General features: G+C 36.2%; 18 protein-coding genes and 1 riboswitch. Of the genes, 5 read left to right on the forward strand and 13 right to left on the reverse strand.

The genetic code is table 11. The features are described 5' to 3' along the window. Positions 1 to 123 precede the first annotated feature (123 nt). The 11 genes from EKH84_RS02290 to EKH84_RS02340 form a co-directional block, all read right to left on the reverse strand. Complete coding sequence (locus EKH84_RS02290; RefSeq protein WP_127064989.1) at positions 124 to 1,002, reverse strand: thiamine pyrophosphate-dependent enzyme; 879 nt, start codon at positions 1,000 to 1,002, stop codon at positions 124 to 126. Position 1,003: 1 nt separating this feature from the next. Beyond that, on the reverse strand, positions 1,004 to 2,332 hold the full coding sequence (locus tag EKH84_RS02295) for a transketolase C-terminal domain-containing protein (RefSeq protein ID WP_127064990.1): 1,329 nt from the start codon (positions 2,330 to 2,332) through the stop codon (positions 1,004 to 1,006). Then, positions 2,319 to 2,636 carry a 4Fe-4S binding protein gene (locus tag EKH84_RS02300; RefSeq protein WP_127064991.1) on the reverse strand — a complete coding sequence of 106 codons (318 nt, stop codon included), beginning with the start codon at positions 2,634 to 2,636 and terminating at the stop codon, positions 2,319 to 2,321. The genes EKH84_RS02295 and EKH84_RS02300 overlap by 14 nt, the downstream gene beginning before the upstream one ends. Beyond that, positions 2,637 to 3,206: a 2-oxoacid:acceptor oxidoreductase family protein gene (locus EKH84_RS02305; protein WP_127064992.1), complete on the reverse strand. Its 570-nt coding sequence runs from the start codon at positions 3,204 to 3,206 to the stop codon at positions 2,637 to 2,639. 112 nt (positions 3,207 to 3,318) lie between these two features. After that, positions 3,319 to 4,635: a phenylacetate--CoA ligase family protein gene (locus EKH84_RS02310; protein WP_127064993.1), complete on the reverse strand. Its 1,317-nt coding sequence runs from the start codon at positions 4,633 to 4,635 to the stop codon at positions 3,319 to 3,321. Between the two features lie 37 nt (positions 4,636 to 4,672). After that, positions 4,673 to 5,887 (reverse strand): trans-sulfuration enzyme family protein, encoded by a 1,215-nt coding sequence (locus EKH84_RS02315; protein ID WP_127064994.1) that lies wholly within the window; start codon positions 5,885 to 5,887, stop codon positions 4,673 to 4,675. Between the two features lie 82 nt (positions 5,888 to 5,969). After that, complete coding sequence (locus EKH84_RS02320; protein ID WP_127064995.1) at positions 5,970 to 7,334, reverse strand: FAD-binding oxidoreductase; 1,365 nt, start codon at positions 7,332 to 7,334, stop codon at positions 5,970 to 5,972. Positions 7,335 to 7,390: 56 nt separating this feature from the next. Beyond that, positions 7,391 to 8,281, reverse strand: a complete 891-nt coding sequence (locus EKH84_RS02325; RefSeq protein ID WP_127064996.1) for a MetQ/NlpA family ABC transporter substrate-binding protein — start codon at positions 8,279 to 8,281, stop codon at positions 7,391 to 7,393. 54 nt (positions 8,282 to 8,335) lie between these two features. Further along, positions 8,336 to 8,992, reverse strand: coding sequence for a methionine ABC transporter permease (locus EKH84_RS02330; protein WP_127064997.1), 657 nt, complete (start codon positions 8,990 to 8,992; stop codon positions 8,336 to 8,338). Continuing rightward, positions 8,989 to 10,008: a methionine ABC transporter ATP-binding protein gene (locus EKH84_RS02335; RefSeq protein WP_127064998.1), complete on the reverse strand. Its 1,020-nt coding sequence runs from the start codon at positions 10,006 to 10,008 to the stop codon at positions 8,989 to 8,991. The genes EKH84_RS02330 and EKH84_RS02335 overlap by 4 nt, the downstream gene beginning before the upstream one ends. An 11-nt stretch (positions 10,009 to 10,019) precedes the next feature. Next, the gene (locus EKH84_RS02340; RefSeq protein WP_127064999.1) at positions 10,020 to 11,177 is read right to left on the reverse strand and encodes a pyridoxal phosphate-dependent aminotransferase; all 1,158 of its coding nucleotides are present in this window, start codon (positions 11,175 to 11,177) and stop codon (positions 10,020 to 10,022) included. A gap of 153 nt (positions 11,178 to 11,330) precedes the next feature. Continuing rightward, positions 11,331 to 11,444: riboswitch (SAM riboswitch) on the reverse strand. A gap of 357 nt (positions 11,445 to 11,801) precedes the next feature. Here EKH84_RS02340 and EKH84_RS02345 point away from each other — a divergent pair. From EKH84_RS02345 to EKH84_RS02365, 5 genes are all read left to right on the forward strand, one after another. Further along, positions 11,802 to 12,926, forward strand: a complete 1,125-nt coding sequence (locus EKH84_RS02345; protein ID WP_013659113.1) for a trans-sulfuration enzyme family protein — start codon at positions 11,802 to 11,804, stop codon at positions 12,924 to 12,926. Further along, the gene (locus EKH84_RS02350; RefSeq protein ID WP_127065000.1) at positions 12,913 to 14,490 is read left to right on the forward strand and encodes a pyridoxal-phosphate dependent enzyme; all 1,578 of its coding nucleotides are present in this window, start codon (positions 12,913 to 12,915) and stop codon (positions 14,488 to 14,490) included. Before EKH84_RS02345 ends, EKH84_RS02350 begins: the two co-directional genes overlap by 14 nt. Positions 14,491 to 14,557: 67 nt before the next feature. After that, positions 14,558 to 15,862, forward strand: coding sequence for a hypothetical protein (locus EKH84_RS02355; protein ID WP_127065001.1), 1,305 nt, complete (start codon positions 14,558 to 14,560; stop codon positions 15,860 to 15,862). A 92-nt stretch (positions 15,863 to 15,954) separates the two neighbouring features. Continuing rightward, positions 15,955 to 17,031, forward strand: coding sequence for a hypothetical protein (locus EKH84_RS02360; protein WP_127065002.1), 1,077 nt, complete (start codon positions 15,955 to 15,957; stop codon positions 17,029 to 17,031). Next, entirely contained in the window at positions 17,031 to 17,864 is an 834-nt protein-coding gene (locus EKH84_RS02365; protein WP_127065003.1) for a TPM domain-containing protein, read from the forward strand. The genes EKH84_RS02360 and EKH84_RS02365 overlap by 1 nt, the downstream gene beginning before the upstream one ends. 158 nt (positions 17,865 to 18,022) lie before the next feature. Here EKH84_RS02365 and EKH84_RS02370 read toward each other — a convergent pair whose 3' ends face one another. Both EKH84_RS02370 and EKH84_RS02375 read right to left on the reverse strand, forming a co-directional pair. Then, a complete protein-coding gene (locus EKH84_RS02370) occupies positions 18,023 to 19,873 on the reverse strand; it encodes a DUF2207 domain-containing protein (RefSeq protein ID WP_190283461.1) in 1,851 nt (616 codons plus the stop codon). A 79-nt stretch (positions 19,874 to 19,952) separates the two neighbouring features. Beyond that, complete coding sequence (locus EKH84_RS02375) at positions 19,953 to 21,128, reverse strand: ArsA family ATPase (RefSeq protein WP_127065005.1); 1,176 nt, start codon at positions 21,126 to 21,128, stop codon at positions 19,953 to 19,955. Positions 21,129 to 21,130 lie beyond the last annotated feature (2 nt).

Here is a 21,130-nt window from a genome sequence, read left to right on the forward strand (position 1 = left end):
GGTATTATTATTAGATAAACTTCATTTACTATAATAACCTTTCATATACCCGCTATACCTATAACCCATTCATCAATCCTTCATATATAGCTATAAAAAAAAGAGGGCTTTTCACTTAGCCCTCTATAAAAGTTTCTTCTTTAGCTCTTCCCACTTCACATCTCGTTCTTCTATAATTCTTGCTATGTCCTCTTCATTCAAATGCTTAAATCTACTTTGCTTTTTAAGGTAATCTTCTACACTAGAAAATGCTTTAGGTGATTGATTAAACTTATACTCACCATTTTCATATTCTGCCAAATACCATAAGCCACATTCAATAGCTTCTCTAGCAATAGCTATGGTGTCGCTACTTTCTATTCCCCATCCTGTAGGACATGGTGCTGCTACATGAATATAAGAAGTTCCTTGTACTTTGCTGGCTTTTTCCACCTTTTTAATATAATCTGGGATGTTACCCATGCTAGCTGTAGCAGCATATTTAATGCGGTGAGCTGCTACAATATCAAACATATCTTTTTTTATATTTTTACTTCCATGAATATGATCTCCTGCTGGTGTAGTTGTTGTTTTAGCACCATAAGGTGTAAGAGAACTTTGTTGAACCCCTGTATTCATATAGGCTTCATTGTCATAACAAATATAGATAATCTTATCATCCCTATCTATGGCTCCTGATAATGCTTGAAGACCTATATCAGCTGTTCCCCCATCACCTGCAAAGCCTACTACATTGACATCTTTAAACCCCTTAGCCTTGGCTGCTACTGAAATGCCTGATAACATGGCCGCAGTACTGGCAAAAGGAGAAATGAGGGCATTTACACCAAAGCAAAGCTGTGGATACACAAAGCCTACTGCTGACATACAGCCTGCCGGTAGTACTACAAAGGTATTAGGTCCTAGAACTTTAAGAGCTAATCTTACTGCTAAAGAACCTCCACAACCTCCACAACCTTTATGCCCATAGAAGTATTCTTCTTGGTCTAGTTTAATTGCCATATTATTTTCCCTCCAATCCAACAAAAAGCACTTGGTTTTCATCTGAACTTAGCCTCTTCGTCTCGAAATTAGCCAGTCTATCAGCTTCACTATCTTCTACTAGACTCACACTTGCACTACGATAAGTTCCTGTAGTATCTGCATGCTCCGCAATAATCTGAGCTGTTTTTTTATGTTCCAAAAGTTTAGCGTAAAGCTGGGCATAAATATCTCTTATTTCAGCTTCTTTAATATCCTTTCCTCCAAGGCCGGCAATATAGTTATAAAGCTTTGCCTTTCTTTCATGCAGCGCTGCTGCTACATTAGTAAATACGGTTCCTTGATAGCCAAAGGATATATCTTTTTCTAGTACAGCAATAGCTTTGGCAGAAGCTGTATATTTAACAATTTCTTCTTCTGGGAAAGGTCTCATATATCTTATTTTGAGCACTCCTACCTTCTGTCCTTTTTCACGTAGTTCATCTACCACATCTCTAACAAGCCCTGTCACACTACCTAATGTGATAACAATAACCTCAGCATCTTGGCACTTATAGTCTTCTACTAATCCGCCATAAGACCTTCCTGTGATTTTGCTATACTGATCATCTATATTTTTTATAATTTTTTTTGCCTTCAGCATTGCTTCATGTTGTTGGTATTTGAATGCCATATTATGCGCTGGAGAGGAAGTAAAAAATAGATTTTTAGGTGCCTTTAAGTCCATTTGCCCTTCTAACTTAAAATCTGGTAAAAAGGTCTTAACTTGCTGCTCACTTGGTACTTCTACTTTTTCATAGGTATGGGTAAGGATAAATCCATCTAAGTTAACCATAACAGGTGTAAGAACCTCTGGATGCTCTGCTAAGGCATAAGCTTGCAGTATCATATCTAGGCTCTCTTGAGCATTTTCCACATAAACTTGAATCCAACCACTATCAAGTAAAGATAAAGAATCTCTTTGATCCCCAAATATACTCCATGGCAAAGCCACGCTTCTATTGGCATTCATCATTACTAAAGGTACTCTTCCACCACTGGCATAATGTAAAACTTCAGACATATATAGTAAGCCTTGAGATGAGGTTGCTGTAAACGTCCTTACACCCATCACACTAGCTCCCATAACAGCCGCAAGGGCAGAGTGTTCAGATTCAACATACATATATTCCGCTTCTAGTTCACCTGTTTCTACCATCTCTGCAAGACGTTCTACTACAATGGTCTGAGGCGTAATGGGATAAGCTGCTATAACATCTGGCTTTGCTAGTTTTACGCCAATAGCCACTGCTTCATCCCCTGATATAAATTGATCTTGTGTTCCTTTTTCTTTTATGTTAGTTTCTATCATCTTCTACTCCCCCTTCCTCCTCCATGATAATGCACTGTTTCTTACATTCTTTTTGGCAGATACCACACCCTTTGCAAAAACGATAATCGATTTGTATTTTGTTATCTTCTTCATAAATAACACCTTCAGGACAAACCATATAACACCAATTACAATGGATGCACTTATCATGTTCAATGACTGGATGCTGACTTCTCCACCCTTCCATAGTCTCAGTGAGTAGCATAGCTGTCCCATAAGTACCACAAGGCAAACCTTGTATGCCTTTTATCTGAAAATCTTTGTTTACTATTGGTCTAGCCATCTATCTCACCTCCTTACAAGTCGTTTCCAAGCTTTTATTTTCTGTAGTTTTGCTTATTTCTTTAATTACTTCAATTAATTTTTTATTTTTTATAGCTAGTTTTGGTGGTAAATCATATTGTATAGCTCTCTCTAAACTCTCCATGCTCACTAGATTGCCTTGGATAGCTAAAGCTGCTAACATGGCTGTATTCACTATTGGTTTTCCTAGGTACTCGTTTGCTAACCTTGTAGCTTCAAAAGGAATAATACGAGGATCTACATACTTTTCAGGATGACTGGTATTTAAAATAAGCTTTCCATTTTCTTTTAATCTGCTTAAAAGTCCCTCACTATACAGGCTTTCATTTAATATAACAAAGTAATCACATTCACTACTTTGACTTCTATCTCTAATGGGTTCACTACTTATTTTTGTATAAGCAAAAACAGGTGCTCCTCTTCTTTCTGGTCCAAAGCTAGGAAAACTCAAGGCATACTCATTCTCATATAAGCTCGCTGCAATACCTAGTATTCTAGAGGAGGTAAAGGCACCCTCTCCTCCTCTTCCTAAAAAAATAACATCTATCACTGCACTCCCGCTCCTTTATCTCTATTTCATCTTTGATGACTACCTAATCTTTGTTATCTAGATATCTATAGGACCCTATTCTTGACCTTACTTCTTATCATTTTATAGTCCATTATGCTTTTTGTCTTAAATCTTGTAGTCTCTTAGCTTTATGCGTAGCCCTTGGTAAAGTACCCGCTTCTAAGATAATGATTTCTTTAGGCTTTACACCTAATTGCATCTTAATTTCATAAGCTACTTTTTCTTTTAGCTCTTTGGTATCTGTTTCATCATTTAATCGTTTTTCCACCTCTACAGTGAATTTAGTAATATGCTGTTCTTCAATCACATTGACTCTATATTCTCCTGTGAGGCTCTCAAACTTTCTAGTAACATGTTCGATATCGCTAGGGAAAACATTTACTCCCCCTGCAATAAACATATCATCAATTCTTCCTACTACCTTAATGCGCTTAAGTGTTCTACCGCAGCTACATTCTTCGTTAGTATAAGTGACAATGTCGCCTGTTCTAAAGCGAATCATTGGGCGTACTTCTTTTCTTAGGGTTGTTAAAAGCATTTCTCCTCTTTCACCCTCTTTAACTGGTAAACCTGTTTTCTCATCCACTACCTCTACTAAAATATGATCCTCTGCTACATGCAATCCATCATGAGCTTCACATGCTGCTGCACATGCTCCAAATATATCTGAGATACCATAGAAATCAAAGACTTCTGCATCCCAAAGCTCCTCTATGGCTTCTCTTGTAGCTGGTATAGAACCTCCTGGTTCTCCTGCTACAATGATTTTATTAATCGCTAGATCAGTGGCTGGATTTATGCCCTTTTGCTTAGCTGTTTCTCCTAAGTACCATGCATAAGATGGTGTAGTCCAAATCACAGTTGGCTGATACTGCTGAATAATAAATAATAATCGATCAGCTGGGAGTGTTCCCGCCCATATACATAAGGCTCCTAGATTCTGAGCACCAATTACATCAGGGCCTCCTACAAAAAGTGAGAAATTAAGAGCATGAATGTACCTGTCAGTTGGTCTCATACCAGCTTGCCAAAACAATCTACTTTCTACATCTTGAAATTCATCAAAGTCTCTTTTGCTAAAAGGACTAGCTGTAGGTACCCCAGTGGAACCACTAGAAGAAGAAATAAATACCACGGCTTCTTCTCCCTTTACGCATAAATCTCCTATAATAGGTGCCACATCCTGCCTTTCTCTTACATCATGTTTAGTTAAAATAGGAAATTTAATTAAATCCTCTAAGCTTTGAAGGTCTTCCGGCTTTACATTTGCTTTATCAAAGCTCTGTTTATAGTAGGGTGACTTTGTATAGGATTCTGTAAGCTGCTCCTTTAATTGCTTTAGCTGATACACTTCTAATGCTTCCCTTGAAATAGTTTCTATCTCTTCATTCCAATATGCTCTGCTCATAATAAACCCCTCCAATTTTTATAGTTGGTGCTTTCTCTTATTTCTTAATAATCTCAGAACCATTTAACCCTGCTTTTTCAAAAGCCTGTTCTAAATCTCCAATGATGTCTTCTATATCTTCAATACCCACGCTTAGTCTATAGAACCCATTATGAAAAGCTTCTGGGTACAAATACTGTCTTTCATCTTCTTCTCCTAGAAATACGATTAAACTCTCATCATGACCTAATGAAACTGCTGAGGTAATCACCTTTAAATAGCTGGTTACTTTATTGTAAGTATCATGATCTGCTTTAAGTCCAAAGGATAATACGCCTCCAAAGCCATTTATCATTTGCTTCTTAGCAATCTCATGACCCTTGTGGCTTTCTAAGCCTGGATAAGCCACAAAACTTACAAAGGGTAGGCTTTCTAAATACCTAGCTACCTTTAATGCATTTTCATTATGTTGTTTCATACGAAGTGGTAAGGTTACTGCCCCTCTCATAATAAGCCATGCATTAAATGGACTAATGGTTCCTCCTAAATTAATCATGGATTGGGCTTTGATTTGCTCTATAAGCTTTGTAGACCCAATTACGGCGCCGCCCATAGCATCGCCATGACCATTAATATACTTCGTTAAGCTTTCAATCACTAAGTCTGCTCCTAACTCTATAGGTCTCTGATTGTATGGGGATGCAAAAGTATTATCTACTGATAGGTAGGCCCCATGCTCATGTGCAATATTGGCAAGCTCCTTAATATCGCTTACTTTTAGTGTTGGGTTTCCTGGTGTTTCAATATGAATCAATTTTGTATTAGGCTTAATGGCTGCTTTTACTGCTTCTAAATCACTAGTATCTACAAGGGTTGTTTCTACACCATATTTAGTATTTAACAATTCATTAAACAATCTATAAACTGCAATATAGATCACATCAGCAAAAATCACATGATCTCCTGAGTTAAGGAGTGCAAAGAAAGTCCCTGATAATGCTGCAACGCCTGAAGCTAACACAACGCAATCTTCTCCACCTTCAAGTACCGCCAACTTCTCTTGTAGGTACTGCTGATTGGCACCTCCATTTCTGGTATAAAGTGCTTTCCCAGCTGAGCTCCAATTAAGGTCAGTTGGGTCGTACGGTAATTCATAGCTATTAGCCATAGTAATGGGTCTTTTAATAGCTCCTGTATCTTGATCTACATCATTTCCCGCATGAACGGCTCTTGTTTGAATTCCAAATTCATTTCCATATTTTCTTTCTGGCATATCTCTTCCCCCTTCTATGTTAAACAAAAGGGATATCCCCTTTTGCTAGAAATGTGTCATTTATAAACGTATTTTATGATTGTTAGTATGCTTTATTAGGATTTAATATTTGATTTACATCAAATGCTCTTTTTAGATTTCTCATTAAGGTGATTTGTACTTCATTAGCATAATCTAAGTAGTACTTTAACTTAGTTAACCCTATGCCATGCTCTCCCGAAGGAAGTCCTCCTAATTCAGCTGCTTTTTGGTACAGGTCCTCAAGCACTAGCTGTAGTTTTTCTTGCCACTCCTCTTCCTTAAGTGTCCCTTTAATAATACATAGATGTACATTACCATCTCCTGCATGACCAAAGCTTTGAATAGCTACTTGATGGCGGTTTGAAATTTCTTGTGTATATTTTACAAACTCAGCACTTTTATTAATGGGTACCACGATATCAATGGGCTCTTGTACAGAGACACTTTCTACAGCTTTTACAATGGCACCTCGGATTTGCCAAGTTCTCTTAAAGCTCTCTTCATCCTCTAATACCAAGAAATCTAGAGCATTATGCTGATAGCATAACTCTCTTACCTTTTCATAGTTATCCCTTACATAACTTGCAGTATCTCCATCAAAGGTAAAAATCAAATATGCATTACCTTTATGAGTAGGAAACTCAATCTTTAAATACTGCTCTGATAAACTAATGGCTTCTTTTTGGACAAATTCAATAGCTGCTACATCTATACCTGAAGCTTTGATATCTAGTACTGTATCTATTCCTTCTTCTAAAGTTTGATAGGGCACAAGTACACTTCTTGCTATTTGTGGTTTAGGAATAAGCCTGAGCTTTGCCTCTGTAATAATACCCAGGGTTCCTTCTGAACCTATAAGTAAATCTTTAAGGTCTAGCCCTGTACTGTCTTTTATATTTTTGCTTCCCAGCTCTACAATGCTACCATTGGCTAAGACAACCTCTATGCTTCTGACATAGTCTCTTGTGACACCATATTTGACAGCTCTCATGCCACCTGCGTTGGTGCTGATATTACCACCTATGGTAGAAGCTTTCTCTCCTGGATCTGGTGGATAAAATAATCCATTACTTTCTGCAAAGGCTTGAACCTCTTCAAGTAAGACACCTGCCTGAACTGTTAATGTCATAGTCTCCTTATCTAAATGCTGTATACGATTAAGTTTGGTCAGATCAATGACAATACTGTCCTCTGTGGGAACTGTCCCTCCTGTAAGACCTGTCCCTGCCCCTCTTGGCACTACTGGAATATGATGTAGGTTAGCAAAGTCTAAGACTTTGCTAACCTCATCTGTAGAAGCTACAATGACTACTGCTGCTGGTTTTACTTTAATATGGCCAAGATGGTCTGAATAATATTTTTCATCTATGCCTGCTGTAATGACCCTATTTTCATCTTCAATTAATGCTTTCAGTTGCTCGAACATTTTTATCCCCCCTCTTTCACCATATTTATAAACACTTTAGTTGAAGCTTTGTTGGTTTATTTCGCCCACTTGGTGGTATACCACTCTGGTTTTTGGAAACCACTAAATTGATATTCACTACTTTCGATTACTTTATTAAAGGCTTCAGACTCAACAATCTCTAAAATGTCTTTAGCAAACTTACTGTCTACCTCACTTGTTCTTACTGCGATGATGTTCTTCATATCCTCTACTAAGACTTCTTTGTAGATCGCAGTATTTAAATCAATGCCTGCGGATAAAGCATAGTTACCTGGAATAGCTGCTAAATCTGCACTATCAAGTGTTCTTGGAAGCTGTGCTGCTTCTACTGGTGTAATCTTTAGGTTAAGTGGATTTTCTAGTACATTTTTTTCACTAAACTGAGATACTTCTACTGTTTCATCAATCTTTAATAAACCTGCTTTTTGTGCTTCTAATAAAGCACGTCTTAGATTTGTTACATCATTAGGAACTGTAAAGGTAGCACCCTCTACTACTTCACTAACATCTTTATACTTGTTAGAGTAAAATCCAAGCCCTGCTGTTGGAATATTAATGAGCTTTGTAAGCTCTAATTGATGCTCTTTCTTGAAGTTCTCAAAGTACACATTATGTTGAAATACATTAACATCTACTTCACCTTTTCCTAATGCTAAATTAGGCTGTACATAATCACTAAACTCAATAATTTCTACTTTATAGCCCTTCTCTTCAAGTGATGGTTTAATCGCATATTTCACCATGTCTCCATAAGGTCCTGGGCAGGTTCCAAACTTAATAGTTGTTTTTTCTACTTGTGTGCTTTGATTGGTATCACTACTTGCACTAGCTGTACTTGCAGCTCCTTGTGATCCACTTCCACAGCCTACTAATGTTCCAAGCCCTAAAATGATTGCACCTATTCCATAAACTAATCTTCTTTTCATATATTCCACTCCCCTTATTTTTATTTTTAAATTTTTATAGCTTCTTAAACCAACTTACTTTTTAGTTAAATTAACGGCTATTCTTTCTCCCACCATTTGAATAAGCTGTACTACTACCACTAATAAAATAACGGTAATAATGAGTATGTCTGTTTGATAACGTTGATAGCCATAGCGAATAGCTAAGTCACCTATTCCGCCACCACCAACAGTTCCTGCCATAGAGGAATAACCGATGATACTAATTAATGTCACAGTAATGGCTCTTACAATGCCAGGTAAGGCTTCTACTAATAGCACGTCAAAAATAATATATTTAACACTAGCTCCCATAGCCAGTGAAGCTTCTATGACACCCTTATCTATTTCAGAAAAAGCACCTTCTACAAGTCTTGCTAAAAAAGCTACTGCTGCTACTGTAAGTGGTACGGTTACTGCCTTTGCTCCTATAGTGGTGTGTAATAAAAAATCTGTAAAAGGATAAAGTAGGACCAGCAAAATAATAAATGGAATGGAACGAATAATATTAATCACAAAACCAGAGATTGCATTAACCACTTTATTTTTGTGTAACAAAGGAGAAGCTGTGATATAAAGTAATAAGCCAAGAACCGTCCCAAAAACGATTGCAATAATCATGGATATCCCTACCATGTAAACAGTTTCTGTTGTTGCCTGCCATAGAGCTTCTATTAATTCACCTGTTTTCATGCGATTTCACCCTCCTTTGGAATAATTAATTCTATTTCTTCAATATTTTCTCCTATATACTTAAGTGCTTCATTAATAGCTTTAACTTCTCCCTCTATACTAACTACCAAGACACCCACTGGCTTTTCTTGAATGTAATCAATGTGACCATGTAGAATGTTAAGTACAACATCATACTTCTTGTTGGTATAAGCAATAATAGGCTCTAGGCTCTTGTCACCCCTATAAGTCAACTTGATGATTTCCCCATTTGCTGCATTAATAATCTCCTCTGGTACCTTTATCTGAGTCTTTACTAATCTTTTTGTTAATGCTGATTGGGGACTAGCAAATAACTCGTAAGCGCTATTAACTTCTATAATTTCACCTTGACTCATTACTGCTACTTTTGAGAACAACCTTTTAGCTACCTCTAGTTGATGCGTGATAAACACAATAGTAATCCCCAACTTAGCATTAATTCCTTTTAAGATATCCACAATTTCCTCAGTTGTTTGCACATCTAATGCAGAAGTTGCTTCATCGCAAAGTAAAATCTTTGGATTCGCTGCTAAAGCTCTTGCTATACCTACCCTTTGTTTTTGCCCACCACTTAAACTAGCTGGATAAACATTTTCTTTATCTTCTAGGCCCACTAGCTCAAGTAATTCTTTAGTTCTAGTTTGCCTTTGAGCTTTAGGATAATCCTGGACTTTAAGAGCAAACTCTATATTTTCCCCTACTGTTTTTCTTGAGATTAAATTAAAGTGTTGAAAAATCATGCCGATTTTCTTTCGTAATCCCCTAATCTCTGTAGAAGAAAGTTTTGTTACATCCTCTCCCTCTACAAAAACACTGCCTGAAGTAGGCTTTTGTAATCCATTAATGGTTCTTACTAAGGTGCTTTTACCTGCGCCACTCCCCCCAACTATTCCAAAGATTTCTCCTGGTTCTATATGAAGTGATACATTACTAACGGCATTAACGATTTGATTTTTTTGTTTAAAGCTTACATTTACTTGTTCAAAACGAATCATTGTAGCACCTCCTAAAAATGTTTTTTTATTTGCGTTAATCTCTCTAAAGCTAGCTCTAGTGTTTCTGGTTTTTTAGCAAAGTGGAAACGTATATATTGATTAACAGGTTCTTTGAAAAAACTAGAACCTGGTACAGCTGCTACGCCTACTTCTTTAATAAGTCTTTTTGCAAATTCGTAGTCTGATGAAACACCAAATTCTTCAATATCAACCATGACATAATAAGCACCTTCTGGCTTAAAGTACTTAAGTCCTATGCTATCAAGCCCTGACAAGAACAACTCTCTTTTCTTTCCGTATAACGCTGTAAGTTCTTTATAGTAGTCATCTTCTAATTTAAGTCCTACTGTTGCAGCTTCCTGAAGAGGGGCTGCTGCTCCTACTGTTAAAAAGTCATGTACCTTTTTACATTGATCAATAATAACCTTCGGTGCTATTACATAACCTAATCTCCAACCTGTAATGGAATAAGTCTTTGAAAGTGAACTACAAGAAATAGTTCTCTCAAACATGCCAGGTAGCGATGCAAAGTAATGATGTTTATATGGTTCAAAAACGATATGCTCATAAACTTCATCTGTAATGACATAAGCGTCATACGCTTTAACAAGCTGTGCAATGTCTAGTAGCTCTTCTTTAGTAAATACCTTTCCAGTTGGATTAGATGGATTACAGAGAATCAAAGCTTTAGCACCTGCTTTAAAAGCTGCTTCAAGTTCCTCTTTATCAAAGTTAAAGGCAGGTGGTTTAAGTGGAATGTAAATGGGCTCAGCTCCACAAAGCACTGTATCTGCTACATAGTTCTCATAAAAAGGTGAGAAGATAGCAACTTTGTCACCGCTATCGCAAATAGCCATCATAGCTGTCATCATGGCCTCTGTACTACCACAAGTGACTACGATATTTTCATCTGGGTTTAATTTAATCCCCATAAAATGTTCTTGCTTCTTGGCTAAAGCTTCTCTAAAATTTTGTGCTCCCCAAGTCACTGCATATTGGTGCGGCCCCTCTATGGCTACCCTTTGTAATTCTTCTATTAATGCCTTAGGTGGATCAAAATCAGGAAAACCTTGTGAAAGGTTAATAGCCCCATGTTGGTTAGCAATACGCGTCATCTTCCTAATCACGGATTCTCCAAACCCATCTAATCTATGACTTAACTTACTCATCTTGTTTCCTCCCTTTAATTAACCTTGATCTTGTAGTTTCTTTCATTTTTCTGTGTTTTTCTGCCTACTTCATTTAAAAGTAATATTTTACAAACTATAAAAGCTGCTTTCTTAAGATAAGAAAGCAGCTTTTAAAATTCACTATGCTACATACTCTTATCTTCCAAACCACTTCTGGTTTGCTGGAATTAGCACCTTGAGCATTTTATAACATGTTCAGGTTGCCGGGCGTCACTGGGCCAGTCCCTCTGCCTCTCTGGATAAGAAATTATTCACTTGGTTTTATTTCCTAGTTGTTTTATATGTTTAGTAGTATATTTTTATTTTTTTAAATTGTCAACTATTTTTTAATATATTTTTTATTTTATTTTCTTTTTAATTTCCCTTGAAGTTACTAGAAATTTCTTTTTTTATAGAACCATTAATGGATAAGTTTTATTTATTATTATTTTCTTATTTGCTTTAGTCTTTGACTATCAATAACTTTTTCTTTTTGGACTGTCACATTTTTAATTCCTTTAAAATAAATATATTTACTAGGAATTAAATTTGATGTATACTCTCTTTAATTTAAAAAATTTGATATATTACAAAATTTATTGCCAATTTAAAGGAGGTTATTTTATGAAATTTGAATCAAAGGTTATCCATGGTGGTATCTCTGAAGATGCCTTTACAGGCGCAGTTAATATTCCTATTTATCAAACATCTACTTTTAGACAAGAAGGGATTGGTAAACATAAAGGCTTTGAATATGCACGCACAGGTAATCCTACAAGACAGGCTTTAGAAGAACTTATTAAAGATCTAGAAGGTGGCATCGCTGGTTTTGCTTTTGCTTCTGGTTTAGCCGCTCTTTCTACAGTTCTTATGCTTTTTAAAACAGGAGATCATATTCTTCTATCTGATAATGTCTACGGTGGTACTTTTCGAGTAGTCGATAAGGTATTCGTTCATCTTGGCATTTCTTATTCTCTAGTAGATACTTCCGACCTTGAAGCTGTTCAAAAAGCTATCACGCCTACTACTAAAGCCATCTTTATTGAAACACCTACTAATCCATTAATGAAAATCACAGACCTATCAGCGATTAGTACACTCGCCAAAAGTCATAACCTCATTTCGGTTGTTGACAACACGTTTTTAACCCCTTATCTTCAACGTCCTATAGAACACGGCATAGACATTGTTGTTCATAGCGGCACCAAATATTTAGGCGGACATAGTGATGTGGTTGCTGGGCTTGTAGTTGTTGCTCATGAAGACCTTAAAGAACGACTTGGCTTTTTACAAAATGCTGTAGGTGGGATACTTGGCCCCCAAGATAGCTTTTTACTTATAAGAGGTATTAAAACATTGGCTATTAGATTAGAAAAGGCTCAAGCTAATGCTAAAGCGATTGTTGATTTCTTACACACTCTACCTCAGGTAAGTAAAATCTATTATCCAGGTTTAGGCGCTATGATTTCTTTTGAACTTAGTGACCCCGAGGTCGCTCTAAAGCTCGTAGAAAATGTTAAACTCATTGCTCTGGCAGAAAGTCTAGGAGGTGTAGAAAGTCTTATTTGCCTTCCAGCAGCTATGACACATGCTTCTATTCCTGTAGAACAAAGAAAGGCCTTAGGTATAACAGATGGTTTACTTCGTCTTTCTGTAGGCATCGAAGATGCTGACGACTTGATAACTGATTTAACCCATGCACTTAATCTTTCTATATCTGAAGGAGGTACATCTCATGCACTATATTAATGATATTCGTGAACTTATTGGTAATACCCCACTCTTAAAACTCAATCATATTTCTCCTAATCCTGATATTAATATCTTTGGTAAACTAGAATATCTAAACCCAGGGGGAAGTGTTAAAGACCGTATTGGCCTAAAGATCTTAGAAGATGCCGAAAAAAATGGGCTACTTAAACCTGGCTATACCATCATCGAAGCTACTGCTGGTAATACCGGTATAGGCCTTGCCATGGCTGCCTTTGAAAAAGGCTATCAACTTAAAATTGTTATTCCTGCTAAGTTTGCTATTGAAAAACAAATACTAATGCGCGCCTTAGGTGCAGAATTAATTGTTACTCCAACAGAAGAAGGTATTGAAGGTGCTGTTCAAAAAGCAGAAGAATTAGCAAAGCAAATCCCAACTAGCTTTATGGCTAAACAGTTCGATAATCTCTCTAATAGAGAAGCTCATCGTCAAACAGGTAAGGAAATCTATGATGCCCTTGATGGGAAGATAGATATCCTCGTAGCAGGAGCAGGCTCCGGTGGTACTATTATTGGCATTGCCTCCTATTTAAAAGAGAAAAATCCCAACATCAAAATTGTACTCAGCGACCCTAAAGGCTCTATTCTAGGAGGTGGGGAAGAAGGTACCTACCATATTGAAGGTATTGGTAATCATTTCATTCCTTCTTTATTTGATGCTTCCTATGTCGATGAGGTAGAGAAAATTTCCGATGAAGAAGCTTATTACTATGTACAGCTATTAGGCAAAAAAGAAGGTGTATTGGTTGGTTCTTCTTCTGGTGCAGCTATGGCTGGTGCCATTAAGCAAGCTTATAAAGCTAATGGTAAGGTTAATATTGTAGCCATCTTCCCTGACCGAAGCGAGCGCTACTTTAGCCAGAATCTTTATAACTTCGATATGAATCTCTCTGACTATCGCTTTAATGACCTATTTGATAGTTGGGCTACTCATTATGACGAAACTGTTTACACAAAAAAGGGTGAGTATTATGAAGTCTTTAAAAACTACGAAGAAATTTTAAGAGAAACTGTCTCTTTTATTAATTCACCTACTTCTGCTACAGTCTTAGATATTGGTTCTGGTACAGGTAATCTAGGAGCCGTTGCAGCTAATTCAGGTTATAAAGTAACTGCCATTGAGCCAAATGCTAAAATGAGAGAATTAGCGTCAGCTAAATATCCTCATATTCCTGTTCAAAATGGTTCTTTTCTCTCTTTAGATATTCCTGATGCAAGCGTGGATGCTATTATTTCTAGCTACGCTTTCCACCACTTACAAGATGAAGAAAAAGCTAAATCTATAGCCTTTATGGCTTCTAAGCTTCGCCAAGGCGGTCAAATTATTATTGCAGATACCATGTACGAATCTCCCGAGGCTGCTTCAGCTGTATTAAATTGGGCTGAAAACTATGGCTTTACTCATCTTGCTCAGGATTTAAAAACTGAATTCTATACCACTCACGAAATCCTCGCTCATGCATTTGAAACGGCTAATTTCCGGGTAAGCTTTAAGCAAATGAATCAATTCGTATGGATTTTAGTTGCCACTTTGAACGCATAGTTTATCATATTCATACTCCTAAACCGCATAAACTATTACGACACCTTATGATAAAGGAGTGTTACTTATGTTTGATCCAAGAGATACTTGCCTTTTAGATGATGCACTTGCAAGATTTGATGAACTTGTAAACGCTCCTTGTCTACATGAGCTGACTCATTTCCCAGTATCTCCTTCTGAGACTCCTCCTGCCTGCTTAGGCTTTATTCAAATTGAAGGCTTTCCTGTCACAGATACCTTTAAAGCATTTTCCTTTGTTTTAAATGCTCTAGAAAGCCTTCAAATAACCATTGGCTATGTTATACAAGTGCGCAATGAACAACTTTCTATTTATATTGGTATTAAAGGGGATGAATTTTTCTGCGTTGCTCTTGAAATTTTAAAAAATGGGCTAATTCAAACCTTTCCTGGTATTCAACTTCATGAATTAACACCTGAGGAAAGTTGTGAACTAATTGATCAGCTCTTTAGTCCTTGTAAACATAACTCACTTGCAACTATTTCTGTTATCCCTAATACAAGTACCACAACACCCATACTCACTTCATTTAATAATTTAATGGGAAGAAATGAGGACTTTGTTCTTTTTTTATTAGCAACACCCGTGTCTCTTTGTCACATACGATCTATACTCAACGAACTTATTTGTCTATTTAATATCTTGTCTGGCTTCTCTCAAGGTAATCATACTGCTTCCAAAGGCTTAAATAAGAATGGTTCTACTACTGTTACACGTTCTAATACCGAAACCAATGGTAGGAGTTGTACAGACACAAATACTTCTGGCAGTAGTCATAATTCTTCTCAATATAAAAATATAACATCTTCTACTTCTCTTTCTTTAGCAAATAATAAATCTCTGGGAGTTAGCCTGCTTTGTAATGACTCTTGTGGACACGCAACTAATACTAGCCGTGCTTCTGCTGAGGGTATTACTAATAGTGAAGCTGTTGCTTGTTCTAATAGCCGCCTTACTGCTACTAATCTAACAGAAAACGAAGCCATCGTTTTTAGTATTCAGAATAAGTGCGTCGTAGATGCCTTAGCTACTCTTAATTTACTTATCACCCGCTATACCAACTTATTAACCTTACCTGCCTTTGAATTTGGCGCCTATCTTATAGCACCTTGTTTATCAACAACAGTTCGTGGTGCTTATACTTACTTAGGTGTTGCTGATGCCCCCTCCTCTACTATAGGTCCTACGGTTGTTAATGTATGGGATCATTGTAATAGTAGCTTCTGCACTATCTTGAAGGAGTTACAATGCTTTAATCAACCCTTCTTTGAATCCTGTTCTTCGAAAGATTGTCTTTCTAGTACTACTATTATTAGCGGATTAGAATTTATAAGCACTCTATATTTTGTGTAAATATAGAGTGCTTGTTCACAATATTTATTCGATATGCTATACTGATTTCAATAATAGCCTCTATTTATAGGCTTAATAAGGGAGGGTTTGTCTTGTCCGTTGTTTCATACAAATGTCCTAACTGTGGGGGAGATTTAGGCTTTGATCCAGAATCTCAAAAACTCAAGTGTGAATACTGCTTTAGTAGCTTTAATGAGCAAGAGTTAGAAGTTTTGACAACAGAGAAAAGTTATAGTGAGCCCGGTGAAGAATTTATAGAAGATGGTAATGATGCTACTGCTGAAGAAGGCACCACCATGCTCTATACTTGTCCTAGTTGTGGTGCTCAAATCGTTACTGATGAAGTAACCTCTGCTACACTTTGTTGCTATTGTCATAATCCTGTCGTTTTCTCAAAACAACTTTCCGATGAATTTAAACCATCAAAAGTAATTCCCTTTAAAAAAAGTAAAGAACAAGCACTAGAAACATTTCTTGCTTGGCGAAAGAAAAAACATTTTTTACCTGATGATTTCTCCTCTCCTAGTCAACTTGAAAAAATCGCTGGGATCTATATTCCCTATTGGCTAGTAGATTGTGATACCTCTGGCTATATGAGAGCAACTGGTAAAAAGATAAAATCTTGGACTAGTGGAAGCTATCGCTACACTCAGACAGATATCTATGCTGTATCTAGGGCTGCTTCTATGTCTTTTGATTACTTGCCTCATGATGCTTCCAAAAAAGCTGATGACCTGGTAATGGAGAGTATCGGTCCTTATAATTATGATGATCTTGAAACCTTTTCTTTTTCTTATCTAACAGGGTTTATTGCTGAAAAATATGATGTAGATAAAGATACCATTTATCCAACTATTAAATCTAGGGTAGAACGTGCTGTTGAAACAGAGCTTCGTAACTCCATTCATGGCTACACCACAACTGCTGTAGGTGGTAAAAATGTTCAAATTCATCGCACCCGTTTTCACTATACTTTGATGCCTGTTTGGATGTTAACTTATATTTATAAGGGGCAGACTTACATGTTTGCTATGAACGGTCAAACTGGTAAGACTTTTGGTAGCTTACCAATATGTAGCAAAAAGCTTAACCTTCTATTCCTTTGGGTATTCCTCATTACTTTTGCTGTTGTCTTTTTTGCATTAGCTTATACAGGAGGTCTTGCCTAATGAAACGTAGAATGAGTTCTTTAATACTTACTTTAATATGTTTTTTTACTTTATGTAGCTCTCTTATGGCTGCTGTGCCTAGAGTTAATGACTTAGCTGATTTACTTAGCCTTGACGAAATTGAAAGTTTAGAGAAAAAGCTTGATATACTTAGTGAGACTTACCAAATGGAAACAGTCATAGTCACCACCAATGATGCTGAAGGAAAAACCTCCCGTGATTATGCGGATGATTTTTATGATACTAATGGCTACGGCTATGGCGATAATTATGATGGAGCTCTCTTTTTAATTGACATGGATAATAGGCAATTATGGATTTCTACTAGCGGCTTAGCTGCTAGGTATCTCACTGACTCTCGCATTGAACGGTTAAATGATACTATTGCACCCTATCTTACTAAAGCTAATTACTATGAGGGCTGTAATGTGTTCATTAATGGAATAGAAAATTATTTTAAATCTGGAATTCCTTCTAACAGCCATTTAACCTTTGAAGATGGTAAAAAACCCTTTACCAATAGCTATGGCAATCCATTAACTCCAAAAAATTACTTGCTCTATGCAGGTATTGCTTTACTAGTAGCTCTTGTAATGGCTTCTATTGTTAGAGCTATTATTAGTTATCGTTATAAGCACCCACGTCATACTGTTCCTGCTACTTTACCAGATAGATTATCTGTCAACTATACTGAGAAACATGATCAATTTATTTCAACTCATACTACGAGAACTAAAATTGAAACTTCAAGTTCTAGTGGTAGCGGCGGTGGTTCCTCTATGCATACTTCTAGCAGTGGTAGAAGTCATGGTGGCGGTGGCCGAGGTTTTTAAAAGGTACTTTCTAATTAGCTTATTATAATCAACACTATCATTTTTCTAAAATAAAAACTAGGTTATCCTCCTATTCTGATAACCTAGTTTTTATTTATCATTCATTTCTATCTGTTTTATCGCATCTATTTATTCTCATCTTTATTTAACGACTATTTTTACCAAGACCCTCCTCCACCTCCCCCAGAGCCCCCTCCTGTTGAACCTCCTCCTGAATCTCCTGAAGAGCTTGATGGTTCAGAACTCATGGATGCTTCTACTGAGCACATCATTCTATATAAACGATTAATAAATCCATTACTATTAAAGTTTTGTCCCTCATACCAAATAGGGGGATTTTCTATAAGATTACTGAACTTCTCCATAATCTTTTGACTTATGCTTAATGCCATCATATAAGCCAACATATCCTCAAAATAATTAGAATGATCTTGTTTAAGCCTGTTAAGCTCCCTATGGTCTATATTCTCTAGATATTTTTTATATCCTTGGATTTCTAGATACAGTTTTTGACCATAAGGAGTTCTTTTTATCATCTTTTGAATAACTTTGAACATCACTACATAGCAAACTTGATTAATTATAGTAACTGGTATTAATTCTTGGTAATTACTTAAAAGTGGCACAAAAGTTATTCCTCCAAACCCTCCTATCAATATAACCCCCAACGTAATAAGCCCTATACTTAGAGTTATATTCTCTTTGTTTATATTTATCGCTAGTAACATAACACCTACGGTTGAACCAATAATAGCACAAGTCACTGCATCTAATTGTCCACTATAACCACCATAAGCAAAACTAAGATAAGTAATCCTAACATGAGCTAAAATCGCTAAAATAATAGCTACTACTTTGGCCCTACTTGCACTTTTTTTAAATACAGAGGCTCGCTTGTCCTTTTCATTCACTAGCTTTTTTACTTTATCCACTGTTTTATAAAAAGTATTTCTCAAATTTTTTTCATTAACCTTATTTCTACGCTTAAATAATCCTTTAAATAAGATCTCTTCTGCTTTATCTTCTCCATCATAGTCTTTTAATTTTTCAATTTCGAAAGAATTATCTAGGTTGCGCTTACTATCTTCATCTCTCATATCTATAATTCTTAAATAACCTTTTTGAGCTAAACTAAATAGTAAAGATATGGCATCTTTATTGCTTGCTTTGCCTTTATAGATCATCCCTACTTCTGCACTACTAAGCCCCTCTGGTAGATACGTACATTCTTCTATCTTCTCCCTTGGATTTCTAGCAAATATTAGCCAAAGTAATAGAACTACTATCAGTATTACTATGGGAAATATCATTAAAATATTTAAATTAATGCTCCAACTTACATTATCCCTAGTAGCTGTAAAATACCCTTCTGGTAGCTCTATACGAATCGTCAAGGCTTCACCTGACTGAAGTGAACCTTCATAATAGCCTGTAATACGGTTTTCTTCTACCTCATAGTAAACACCTTGATGACTTGTATTCCCTTTAGCCCCTACTGAAAAGTCTATTTGATTAGCATCAAAAGCCTTTGGCAATTCTATTTCAAAACTCACATTACTTATACTCGTATCCCACTCATTACCTATAATATTAAAGTAGAATTCATCATAGCCTTTCCCCACATCTTTTCCCAAATCATAAGTATAAGTTAATACATAGTACTGCTTCCCTGTCACAGTTACCTGGGGATCACCTATTTTAATAACCTTATCATTTCCTTCCGTATGGTAAGTACTCACTGTGTTAGATTTCACATCCGATACCTTTGCAATAACCTGTGAAACTGTACCATCTATGCGTGTGACTCTATTTTTTATAGGTATCTTTCGGTAAATCCCATGCCTCTGGGTAATAAAATTGACGTCTATATCTTCTCTGATATTAAATATATTTTCTTCGCTTACTTCAATCTTCACCTTGTAAGCTTCAATACTATATCCTCCATCATCTGCATAAAGTGGTATAACCAATAAAATAAGACTTACTAAAAAGAACAATAAACGTTTCACACCTCTCACCTCTTGTATCCTTAAATACTTTCACCTCCTTAATTATATATTATTTTGATTTTTTAAACAATTTTTGCATCTAATCTTGATTTTGGGGTAAATAATAAATTTTAAGCTGGTTATCTTCATATTTAGCTGTGCTTATTTCGTGATTTCTAAGTTTTTGAGGCAATGTAAAGCACCTCTTCTCATTCTTAATGGTTAAAGTTAGTTCATCCCCTTGCTGAGAAAGCTTCAACTCCTTTTTATCTACAAAAGGAATATGAATGTTTAAACTATACCCTTCTTGTAATTTCTGTACTTCAAATATTTTGTCTTGAAATAAAATATCCTCCGGCAAATGCTCTTTATAAATCTGACTACCTACTTGTTCTAGCATTGAATAGCACCTAAGTTCTTTATCCATGAGTCCTACTTTAAAGACAGGTAGACCTTTAAAGCTTTCCTCTATATCATTAAGACTTTGCTCCTGCAGTTTTATCCATGCATTAAAATATCCCTCCATAGAATCTTTTGGGAAAATCTTATTAATAATAATGGCATCCACATTATAGTCATATAAATGCAGATAGGAAAAACTTCTCTTGGCTTCTTTTATAACTATTTTTTCAGGTGTTGTTACAATTCTAATGCTTACTACTTTTTTATCCATCATAAGGCCATGAAGTTCATCAATTTTCGTATAGAGCTTTTCCATCTCTACAAATACGTCATCTTTAGGCATAGGAATTTTAGTAGTACTTTCCACTATAGGCCCTGCAAGCTTAGCAGCTTTTCTTTTCATAGGGAATAATTTCTCCATCCACCACCTAAACACATCTGGAAATTTAAGAAGAGACATAGTTTCCCCTGTTGGTGCACAGTCTACAATTAGTACATCATATAGGCCTTCATCATATATTTCTTTAATCTTAATAAGAGACAATAATTCCCCTAATCCCGGAAATACTAATAGCTCTTCTGTTTCTATACCGTCTTTAGCTTTTAAAGTTAATAGCTGTTTAAAATAAGCCTTGATATTTCCCCAAGCCATTTCATTTTCTATAACCGTATCAATCTCCATTCCATAGAGATTCTCTGCTATTTCTTTAGGTGAATTGCCTAATTTTATATCAAAGGAATCACTTAAACTATGGGCTTCATCTGTGCTCACGATTAATACACGTTTTCCCCTTGCTGCTATATGAGCTGCTGTACATGCAGCAATACTAGTCTTACCAACTCCACCTTTTCCTGTATATAGTATGACTCTCATTA

The organism is Cellulosilyticum sp. WCF-2 (genome assembly GCF_003990395.1).
GTDB classification, from domain to species: Bacteria; Bacillota; Clostridia; order Lachnospirales; family Cellulosilyticaceae; genus Cellulosilyticum; species Cellulosilyticum lentocellum.

What these genes read in the sequence shown, in the direction of transcription:
- EKH84_RS02335 (WP_127064998.1), bottom strand. Translation starts at nt 10,008, where the DNA reads ATGATTCGTTTTGAACAAGTAAATGTAAGCTTTAAACAAAAAAATCAA.
- EKH84_RS02330 (WP_127064997.1), bottom strand. Translation starts at nt 8,992, where the DNA reads ATGAAAACAGGTGAATTAATAGAAGCTCTATGGCAGGCAACAACAGAA.
- EKH84_RS02325 (WP_127064996.1), bottom strand. Translation starts at nt 8,281, where the DNA reads ATGAAAAGAAGATTAGTTTATGGAATAGGTGCAATCATTTTAGGGCTT.
- EKH84_RS02295 (WP_127064990.1), bottom strand. Translation starts at nt 2,332, where the DNA reads ATGATAGAAACTAACATAAAAGAAAAAGGAACACAAGATCAATTTATA.
- EKH84_RS02355 (WP_127065001.1), top strand. Translation starts at nt 14,558, where the DNA reads ATGTTTGATCCAAGAGATACTTGCCTTTTAGATGATGCACTTGCAAGA.
- EKH84_RS02300 (WP_127064991.1), bottom strand. Translation starts at nt 2,636, where the DNA reads ATGGCTAGACCAATAGTAAACAAAGATTTTCAGATAAAAGGCATACAA.
- EKH84_RS02340 (WP_127064999.1), bottom strand. Translation starts at nt 11,177, where the DNA reads ATGAGTAAGTTAAGTCATAGATTAGATGGGTTTGGAGAATCCGTGATT.
- EKH84_RS02320 (WP_127064995.1), bottom strand. Translation starts at nt 7,334, where the DNA reads ATGTTCGAGCAACTGAAAGCATTAATTGAAGATGAAAATAGGGTCATT.
- EKH84_RS02365 (WP_127065003.1), top strand. Translation starts at nt 17,031, where the DNA reads ATGAAACGTAGAATGAGTTCTTTAATACTTACTTTAATATGTTTTTTT.
- EKH84_RS02345 (WP_013659113.1), top strand. Translation starts at nt 11,802, where the DNA reads ATGAAATTTGAATCAAAGGTTATCCATGGTGGTATCTCTGAAGATGCC.
- EKH84_RS02350 (WP_127065000.1), top strand. Translation starts at nt 12,913, where the DNA reads ATGCACTATATTAATGATATTCGTGAACTTATTGGTAATACCCCACTC.
- EKH84_RS02375 (WP_127065005.1), bottom strand. Translation starts at nt 21,128, where the DNA reads ATGAGAGTCATACTATATACAGGAAAAGGTGGAGTTGGTAAGACTAGT.
- EKH84_RS02310 (WP_127064993.1), bottom strand. Translation starts at nt 4,635, where the DNA reads ATGAGCAGAGCATATTGGAATGAAGAGATAGAAACTATTTCAAGGGAA.
- EKH84_RS02315 (WP_127064994.1), bottom strand. Translation starts at nt 5,887, where the DNA reads ATGCCAGAAAGAAAATATGGAAATGAATTTGGAATTCAAACAAGAGCC.
- EKH84_RS02290 (WP_127064989.1), bottom strand. Translation starts at nt 1,002, where the DNA reads ATGGCAATTAAACTAGACCAAGAAGAATACTTCTATGGGCATAAAGGT.